The following is a 9,252-nucleotide window of genomic DNA, read 5'->3' as shown; positions in this document are numbered from 1 at the left end:
AGAACTCTGGGGCAGATTTCTAAAGGATATCTGCTATGCCGGGGACTGCCAGTGCTTCCAGACGTTTTTCTACAGACTCAACGACAGGCTGTGGTGGAAAGCAGAAAAAACGTGGAAGAATTCAAAAAGAACGAACGGTAACACACTAAAAGTAAAACGAATGACATAACTGGAAAACAAGCTTAACGGGATTTCAGAACATCCAGCACATCATCCAGCTCGGCTTTCATCTGTTTGACCAGCTGCCGGAACTGGCTGGCATCCTGACCTTCCTCTTCGCCAGATAACCGGGCACGGGCGCCAGGGATGGTATACCCCTGTTCATAAAGGAGACTGCGGATCTGACGGATGGTCAGCACATCCTGACGCATGTAATAACGACGGTTGCTACGTCGCTTCACCGGCTTGAGCTGGGGAAACTCCTGCTCCCAGTAACGCAGCACATGGTTCTTCACATCACAAAGCTGGCTAACCTCACTGATGGTGAAGTAGCGCTTGCCGGGAATGGGAGGAAGAGAACCTTCCCCTTCCTCAATTGCTGGTATCGCTTCCTGCATAGGCCTCTACTCTCGCCCTGAGTTTCTGGCCGGGTTTGAATGTCACCACCCGCCGGGGAGTGATGGGGATTTCTTCACCCGTTTTCGGGTTGCGGCCGGGGCGCTCACCTTTGTCGCGCAGGTCAAAGTTGCCGAAACCGGACAGTTTGACCTGTTCATTCTCAATCAGAGCCTGGCGGATTTCCTCAAAAAACTGCTCCACCAGGTCCTTGGCCTCGCGTTTGTTGAAGCCGAGCTCTTCGTGAAGATAATCGGCAATTTCCGCCTTGGTCAGCGCCCCCATCCCTTACTTCCTCAGTGTTGCCTTAACCCCGTTCTCCAGTGCACTGACGACACTGGCAAATAACGCGTTAATCTCATCATCCTTAAATGTGCGGGAAGGATGTTGCAAGGTCAACCCCAGGGCCAGGCTTTTTTGCCCTTCCGGGACCCCCTGACCGGTGTAAACATCGAACACCGTCACAGTTTTCAGCCATTCACCGGCCTGTTCACGGATAATCTGCTCGATGTCGCCTGCCGCAACGGACTGGTCAACAATCAACGCCATATCACGACGCACTTCCGGGAACTTGGACAGTGTCAGATATTCAGTCACACGACCTTGCTCAACAGCGGCCACGTTGACTTCGAACAGATAGGCAGGGCCGTTCAGGTCCATCAGCTTGACCAAAGACGGATGCAGGGCACCTACCACACCGACCACTTCGCCACCACGCAGTACTTCAGCACACTGGCCTGGATGCATGAATGCACGACGTGCAGTACGGAAAGACCAGGCACGGTCATCGCCGCCCAGCGCCAGCAACGCTTCCAGGTCACCCTTAATGTCGTAGAAATCTACCGCAGCATTGTTACCGGTCCAGCCTTCCGGCTCTCGGGAACCCGTGATCACACCCGCCAGCCAGAGTTCCTGTGCCAGCTCACCGTTCTTAGTGACGAAGGTCTGACCAGATTCGAACAATCGCACACGCTGTTGCTGACGGTTCTGGTTGTACTGAACGGTTTTCACCAGACCCGGCAACAGGCTGGTGCGCATAACAGACATTTCACTGGAAATCGGGTTGGACAGTGCCACCGGCTCCAGATCCGGTTCAAACGCTTTGTGCAGCGCAGGATCGATGAAGCTGAAGTTGATCGCTTCCTGGTAACCACGGGCCACCAGCACACGACGCATGACTTCAATACCCTTGCGGCCTTCGTCGATCTGCTTCAGCTGTACACGTGCGACCGGCGTCGTTTCCGGCAGGTTGTTGTAGCCGTAGATACGGCCCAGCTCTTCGACCAGGTCTTCTTCGATGCTGATATCGAAACGCCAGCTGGGGACGGCGACTGTCCAGGTGCCTTCACCGATTGCAGTCAGGGTCAGACCCAGACGGCTCAGCAGGGCTTCGATGTGATCATTCTCAATGGCCACACCCAGTAGGGATTCCACCTTTTCCGCGCGCAGATTCACCTGCTTCAGGGACGGCAGATCGGCTTCACTGGCCACTTCAGAGACAGGGCCCGGTTTACCACCGCAAATCTCAAGGATCAGCTGTGTGGCACGTTCAATGCCCTTGCGCTGCAGCTGGAAATCCACACCACGCTCGAAACGGTGGGAAGAATCCGTATGCAGGCCGTAGGAACGGGCTTTGCCGGCAATAGTGATCGGATTGAAGAAAGCACTTTCCAGGAAGATGTTGCGAGTCTCGGTGCTCACACCGGTATTCTCGCCACCCATCACACCAGCAATCGCCAGCGCCTTGCTCTCGTCAGCGATCACCAGAGTCTCAGCCGTCAGCTTCACTTCGGAGCCATCCAGCAACGTCAGCGGCTCATCGGTTTCCGCCATACGTACACGGATGGAACCGGACAGGGTGTCCAGGTCAAAGCCGTGCATGGGCTGACCCAGCTCAATCATCACGTAGTTGGTGACATCCACCACCGGATCAATGGAACGAATGCCGGCACGGCGCAGGCGCTCACTCAACCACAGCGGGGTTTCCGCAGCAACATTGACATCACGGATCACACGACCCACATACCGGGGGCAGCCAGCCGGTGCTTCCAGTTTTACAGGGAAGGTGTCATCAATCTGTGGCGCGCATTCGGCGACTTCCGGCTCGCAGACATCCGCGAGGTAGTTGGCGCTGACCTCACGGGCGAGACCGGCGATGCTCAGGCAGTCACCACGGTTCGGGGTCAGGTCGACATCAATGATGGCATCATTCAGGTTCAGGTATTCGCGAATATCCTGACCCACCGGTGCATCCGCAGGCAGCTCCATCAGGCCATCGGACGGAATGTCCATGCCCATCTCTTCGCCAGCGCACAGCATGCCGAAGGATTCCACGCCACGGAGCTTGGCTTTCTTGATCTTGAAGTTGCCGGGCAATACCGCACCGATGGTGGCAAACGGGGCTTTCAGGCCAACACGGGCGTTGAGCGCACCGCAGACCACCTGAAACTCTTCACTGCCGGTAGACACACGGGTCACACGCAACTTGTCCGCATCCGGATGCTGTTCGCAGGCGACAATCTCACCGACCACGATACCGGTAAACTCACCGGCAACCGCTTCGATGCCATCCACTTCCAGGCCGGCCATGGTGATCTTGGCCGCCAGTTCCTCGGTACTCGCCTCAGGGTTCACCCACTGGCGCAACCACTGTTCACTGAATTTCATGCTTTGTTCGTCCTCATCGCCTGACGGTGCTTTGATGCCGCCAGGACACACTCAAATACTGTCAAATCCCGCCCTTTCCTGCCGGAAAGGTGATCAGTGGAACTGCTCCAGGAAGCGCATGTCGTTTTCGAAGAACAGGCGCAGGTCCTTCACGCCGTAGCGCAGCATGGCGAAGCGTTCAACACCGAGACCAAAGGCATAACCGGTGTATTTGGTGGCATCGATACCGGCGTATTCGAACACCTTCGGGTGCACCATGCCGCAGCCCAGCACTTCCAGCCACTTAATGGAACCGTCTTCATTGCGGCCCCACTCGATATCCACCTCGGCAGACGGCTCAGTGAACGGGAAGTAGGACGGACGGAAACGAACCTGCAGGTCGTCACGCTCAAAGAAGACACGCAGGAAGTCCACCAGCACGCTCTTCAGATCGGCAAAGCTGACCTTTTCACCCACATACAGGCCTTCCACCTGGTGGAACATGGGGCTGTGGGTCTGGTCGGAATCGCAGCGATAGACCTTACCCGGGCAGATGACCGCAAACGGTGGCTTGCCGCTTTCCATCACCCGCACCTGAACCGGTGAGGTATGGGTACGCAGCACGGTGCCGGGGTTAAAGTAGAAGGTATCGTGCATGGCACGGGCCGGGTGGTGCGACGGGATATTGAGTGCTTCGAAGTTGTGGTAATCATCTTCGATCTCAGGGCCGTCCGCCTGCTCGAAGCCGATGGTGCGGAAATATTCGGTAATCCGCTCCATGGTCCGGGTCACCGGATGGATGCCGCCGATAGCCTGGCCGCGGCCCGGCAGGGTGACATCGATGGTTTCACTGGCCAGGCGGGCTTCAAGCACCGCGTTTTCCAGCGCTTCACGGCGGGCATTGATGGCGGTCTGCACCTGTTGTTTGGCAGCGTTGATGCGGGCGCCGGCAGCCGGTTTCTCGGCGGGCGGCACGTCACGCAGACTCTGCATCAGCAGGCTGATTTCACCCTTTTTGCCCAGGTACTGCACACGTACCTGATCCAGGCTTGCAGCGTCACTGGCGACGGCGACGGCCTCCAGTGCGGCGTTGGTCAGAACTTCGAGATTTTCCATGGGATTTGAGCGTCGGAACCTTGATTCACGGGTGATGCAAAACGGGCTAGTTTACCGGCAATGCCGGGACTTGAACAGCGGGAGGACAGGATGCTGCTGCGTTAAATCACTTACAAAGAATGCATGCATTCATAACATTCTTACAGAAAGAAAAACCCGCCGAAGCGGGTTATCAAAAGTGTCGTTTTTCATATGAGCATTTTTCTTTTGACTCAACTGTCCTTACGGGGAGGCTTGGGCGCTATAGGCGGATAGCCGGGCTTAGCCTTGCGTGGAGCCTCTGACACAGCACCCTGCTCGACCGAAGGCGGTGGCGGAAAATCCTCCCGCTGATTGGCTGCAAACGCCGTCTCATCAACCTCTGGCAGAGGTGGTAACACGTCACCAGTAACTTTGGCTTCCTCGGATTCAATATATGCCTTAGTCAGGGCTGGCGGAGGGGCCGGCCACTCCTCATGACCACCAACTCCCACTCCATCCTCTACAGCAAGCTTATTCTTTTGAGTTGCAACGGCATGCATGGGACGAGGGACATCATAGATTGGCTCATTACGATCGGCTTGTGCATCACGAGGTACAATCTCTTCATAAATCGGTTCTTCCACAGGATGGTTTGAACGCGGCACATCATAGTGACCTCTATCATTTTCGACAGCGGCAATGTGTGGCGACATCATCTCAACGTATACCGATTCATCACTGCCAGAATGCACAGGCTGATTGGATTTGGGCACATCATAATGGCCGGACCTCGCACCACTGATGAACGGAGTCCTTACCGTCATATCCATGTAATCAGATTCAACATTCGACTCGTCTACCAAGGTGCCTTCTTCCAATAGATCTGCCAATGCAGGGGTATTCGGGCCAGCTTCTGCCAGCCCAGCGGCTTTAATATGAAATTTGCTTTTCAACTTCTCCGCCAGCATGTAACGCTCTTTGGCACTGAGCTCATCGCATGCATCGCTCAACGGATAAGTGACATCGTCTATGAATTTCTTGATCTCTGCCTGCATATTATCAACCAGATGCAGCAGGTCACGTTTCAGCTCAGAGCGTTGGAATTCCTCTACCGCCGAATCACTCTTGGACGTCTCCAACGTCTGTTGCAACAGATTATACTGAGCAGCCAACCGCTGAAGCTCTGTACCCGGTGCGAACAAAGCCATCAGAGATGAGGGAATTGCCTTGAAGTCCTTGGCTTTGACATCCCCCTGATGACGCACAACCAGGGTTCGCACTTTACGCTTCAGGTGCTGAAAGAGAATCCATAAGCGACTGTATTGCTTCACAACGGCCTTCTTCGAGGGTTCCATCGCAAAGCTGTCAATGACGGCGTCAGCCCCATCGTCTGCTTTCTGGCTACGATCACCCTCAACGCCCCCTTCACCAACAACAGCATTCACCGACAAGCCCTTTTCTTCTGCCAACTGATTCAGCACTTTACCGAACTGTAACACCAGAGTTGGATCCCGCTTGTCATTACTGGAAGGCTCTGGAATTACCTCTCGAGAAATACGCTCTGGACGAATACATTTGACATAGGTTTTTCTGGCAGCATGTTTGATACTTTCTTCAAGTCCCGGCTGCTTTTTCAAGGTCATGATACGGCTTCCCAGCGACGTAAACGCCATGGCTGATTGCGGCTCTGATACAGGCCGGGAATGACTGGCAACTGCGGGTTCACCAAGCACACCCACCACCTTCTGACCATTCAGGCGCCCATTCTGTTCTCCATCTGCAACCTCAACAGAGGCCGCTGCCTGAGGATCACCGGGATAAGCAATCACTGCCCCTGCCACAGTTTTATTCAATCCTGACATAACACTCTCCTTGCAAACGCATTTTCATTGTTGTTTCAGCACACACGGCTGTTTCATAATTCAACCCCAACAAGAACCAGATAAAAATAAAACATTCATCCAATAGAATCATTTGCAATAAGGACGACAAGAACATCAGAAACACTGCAAAACCATAAAAAACCGATAGCACGCTTTGAAATAAAAGAAACCTATAAACTTTAAAAATGCACAACTACGAAACAGACCACAAAAAAACAACCCCAAAAACAAAGCAGCCTCAAAAAAACGTTATATTTTATACAAAGGACTAATATACCGAGCCATCTGGTTTTTATTTAAAAACCAGATGGCTCAAAAAAGGAATCAATCATGAAAATCAACAACCGTGGAAACACAAGAAGTACACATATCGATGACAAAAGCGACAATGAAAATGTAAAAAGTGGCCGAGTCGAAAAAAGAGGAAAAAAACGACTAAAAGGGAAAGCTGTCAAAACAAACCCAAACGTCATGCGCAACATTGCAAACAACATGAAAGCCGGCGCTCAAGGTGCATCCAACCATGCCGCAGAAAGAAAAAATTCCTCTCCCATAAAAACGGGTAACGTTACTTCCCAGAGTGAAGCTTTCAAGAAAGAATTAAACAAGATACTTCAAGGCCAACTTGAGTCAGCACCATCTAATAGCCGGTCTCAGTTTTTCGTCAACCTCTCAGATGAAGCCATTACCGAGTGTTTATCCGACATAGCAGACTCTGTCAGTGAGGCGAAACGAGAAGAAGCCACATTATCGGGCCAGTATCAAACCTATCAAGATAGCCTGGACTCATTGAAGGACAGCCTTGGCGGTTCCCCCAACTATCAAGGTAAGAAACCCTCACTTGAACTGCATAAGAAGTTTCTTGGCTTACCGATCGATACGGTAAAAACATGGGTTAGCAAATCACTTGAAAAGCGCTGGGTTCCTCGACCTTTATGGAAAGCACTCGGTAGACGTCTCCAATTAGCAAAGACAGGCATGACACACTACGAATATCTTTCATTAGCGATGCAAAGCATCAATAAAATGAAGCAAAACCTGCCTCAAATACAAGAAAAATTACGTAATAAAGATAATGCCTGCCATTTCTTCCATAAAGCAACAGACTTGACCTTCCATGAAAAACTTAACAACCCAACAATGTTAGCGAACTCGTTGAATGACTATATAGAAATGTTTGAAAAAAACATGGACAAGGCTATCCGTGAGGGTACGGTTCAAGCGTTTGTAGAAGAAGCTATGCCTAAGACGGATGTTTGTTTCGAGGCCAGAATGGGCTCAATGATCGCATATACTGCAGCTCACCCACTTGATGGAGAAGAGTCAATTTCTCTCGACAACATTGCCGATTACAGCTCAGAATCATCCATGGAAGATGCCTTGAATGAAGAATTGAAAGTCCTTCTGATGGGTGGGAATGAAATCGCCAAGATCGATGCCGACTACATTTTTAACTACCTGGTCAACGAGCGTAATCTTGTGGGACAAAAGTTCCAGGGTGGATACACTAACACCGAAGATTTCGCAGCCATGATCGGAGAAAGCACAGAGAAACAGGAAATCACCATTACTGAGGATCTTCTGCGACAGTATCTTGATTACGCCGAAAACATCCTTTGCCTATTCTAATTTTCGAATAGGCACGCTTGCCTATTTAACGGTTGAGTAGTAGACATATAGCAACATGCATCACTCATGGTATTTGATCAATTATTGTGCCATGAGTACCCCCAATAATACTGCCTTACTCTTTGCAACCCACTGATTACTGAAATTATTTAGGGTTGATTCTGTACACAACATAAACATCACTCAAGAAAAAAATCATCTAGCACAATCCCAGAACAATCCCACTCCAGCAAGAATCTTTTCCCCGCCCCCTATCTCAATATCTCTACAGTAGACATTGACTATCCCCTACGCTCGGCTCGAGCTTGGCGAGACTACATCTTTCTGTGATCGCCCCCAAATAAACAACCCACAAACTCTACAAAATTTATGACCCCTTACTATATTGGCGTTTTTTTATCTTAGACTGATACAAATAAAAGGACTCGATAACCATGAAAACAGGTAGAACATGAAAATAAAATCTAATAACGGATATTCTAATACCAACCAAGAACAATATCCCCCGACTCCTGACTCAGCTGAAAGCCAGTCTCATGGCCCATGGAAGGTTACAACAACTCCCGGCTTAGAAAGATTGACGCGCATTCATCTAAGATACTGGAAACTCCGCTCAGTCTTTGACAGAAAAGTTTCAAACATAAAATTTTCATATATGAAACTTCTACAAAGAGTTTATAACGCAAGCCCATCTTTAGCGTTCATTCTTTCCGAGCCAGCGCAATTACTCAGGAGAACGATTCCTCACATAGCAGGTCGAAAGAAAAACTTCACAATGTATGGCATCAATACAGGAGAACCCTCATCGCAAGATGAGGTGTTTCGGCCGGTGATTCTCGTGCACGGAGATAAGGCAAATCAAGGCTGCTGGACTCAGCTTGGTAAAGCCTTAATGAAAGATGGTGGTGGTGATGTTTACACACTCAACCTTCCAGCTAACCTCGAAGATCGACCCGAAGCACTGTTAGACAAAATTAAAGAAGTGGCTCAAAAAACCCCCAAAGGACAACCCCTCTGCATTGATTTAGTTGGGCATTCGAGAGGCGTAGAGACAATTATTGAAGCGTTAAGCCAGCTACCCGAAAACATCTACGTCAACTGTTGTTACCTATTAGGTCTTCCCGAAGACAATATTAATATGCATTTCGATGCTTTCTCCAAAGCAAAAGAGAAGAAAAATGAGATTGTACAGTTCCATGGCCGGTATGATTTACTGGAAGACTACAATGCCTTTTCGCCCGATGCCAATTTAGATGGCTCCAACGATGTACATGTTGCCGAATGTGGACACATGGGTTTGCTTTCCAATCGTAAGGTCATCAAGAAAATCGTTGAAAAACGAAAGCAATCACTTCAGCAAGCAAAGAAGATATGAGGAACTGTAAGTACTCAAAAACTCCTGTGCAGACCACATGGCAGCCAGCATGAGGCGTATTCGATAATATTTGCCAGTCTCGGAATT

At 50.5% G+C, this 9,252-nt stretch carries 7 protein-coding genes; 2 read left to right on the top strand and 5 right to left on the bottom strand.

What is annotated here, in order from left to right; all coding sequences use genetic code 11:
• Positions 1-182: 182 nt before the first annotated feature.
• The 5 genes from ABD892_RS12970 to ABD892_RS12950 form a co-directional block, all read right to left on the bottom strand.
• Entirely contained in the window at positions 183-557 is a 375-nt protein-coding gene (locus ABD892_RS12970) for a MerR family transcriptional regulator (RefSeq protein WP_345196183.1), read from the bottom strand.
• Positions 532-840 carry an integration host factor subunit alpha gene (gene ihfA / locus ABD892_RS12965; RefSeq protein WP_345196182.1) on the bottom strand — a complete coding sequence of 103 codons (309 nt, stop codon included), beginning with the start codon at positions 838-840 and terminating at the stop codon, positions 532-534. The genes ABD892_RS12970 and ihfA overlap by 26 nt, the downstream gene beginning before the upstream one ends.
• A 3-nt stretch (positions 841-843) precedes the next feature.
• Entirely contained in the window at positions 844-3,222 is a 2,379-nt protein-coding gene (gene pheT, locus ABD892_RS12960; protein ID WP_345196181.1) for a phenylalanine--tRNA ligase subunit beta, read from the bottom strand.
• A 93-nt stretch (positions 3,223-3,315) separates the two neighbouring features.
• Complete coding sequence (pheS, locus tag ABD892_RS12955) at positions 3,316-4,317, bottom strand: phenylalanine--tRNA ligase subunit alpha (RefSeq protein WP_345196180.1); 1,002 nt, start codon at positions 4,315-4,317, stop codon at positions 3,316-3,318.
• Positions 4,318-4,529: 212 nt separating this feature from the next.
• Positions 4,530-6,140, bottom strand: coding sequence for a hypothetical protein (locus ABD892_RS12950; protein WP_345196179.1), 1,611 nt, complete (start codon positions 6,138-6,140; stop codon positions 4,530-4,532).
• Positions 6,141-6,491: 351 nt separating this feature from the next.
• On the opposite strand from ABD892_RS12950, the gene ABD892_RS12945 reads away from it, so the two are divergent.
• Both ABD892_RS12945 and ABD892_RS12940 read left to right on the top strand, forming a co-directional pair.
• Positions 6,492-7,790, top strand: a complete 1,299-nt coding sequence (locus ABD892_RS12945; RefSeq protein WP_345196178.1) for a hypothetical protein — start codon at positions 6,492-6,494, stop codon at positions 7,788-7,790.
• Between the two features lie 451 nt (positions 7,791-8,241).
• Positions 8,242-9,165, top strand: coding sequence for an esterase/lipase family protein (locus ABD892_RS12940; RefSeq protein ID WP_345196177.1), 924 nt, complete (start codon positions 8,242-8,244; stop codon positions 9,163-9,165).
• The last annotated feature ends 87 nt before the right edge of the window (positions 9,166-9,252 follow it).

Source organism: Kistimonas scapharcae (assembly GCF_039540975.1).
In the GTDB taxonomy this organism is placed as follows: Bacteria; Pseudomonadota; Gammaproteobacteria; order Pseudomonadales; family Endozoicomonadaceae; genus Kistimonas; species Kistimonas scapharcae.
This window is presented reverse-complemented; position numbering and strand designations above follow the sequence as displayed.

Bases quoted from the DNA above. Each gene is read 5' to 3' on its own strand.
- ABD892_RS12970 (WP_345196183.1), bottom strand. From the start codon at position 557: ATGCAGGAAGCGATACCAGCAATTGAGGAAGGGGAAGGTTCTCTTCCT.
- ABD892_RS12940 (WP_345196177.1), top strand. From the start codon at position 8,242: ATGAAAATAAAATCTAATAACGGATATTCTAATACCAACCAAGAACAA.
- ABD892_RS12945 (WP_345196178.1), top strand. From the start codon at position 6,492: ATGAAAATCAACAACCGTGGAAACACAAGAAGTACACATATCGATGAC.
- pheS (WP_345196180.1), bottom strand. From the start codon at position 4,317: ATGGAAAATCTCGAAGTTCTGACCAACGCCGCACTGGAGGCCGTCGCC.
- ABD892_RS12950 (WP_345196179.1), bottom strand. From the start codon at position 6,140: ATGTCAGGATTGAATAAAACTGTGGCAGGGGCAGTGATTGCTTATCCC.
- ihfA (WP_345196182.1), bottom strand. From the start codon at position 840: ATGGGGGCGCTGACCAAGGCGGAAATTGCCGATTATCTTCACGAAGAG.
- pheT (WP_345196181.1), bottom strand. From the start codon at position 3,222: ATGAAATTCAGTGAACAGTGGTTGCGCCAGTGGGTGAACCCTGAGGCG.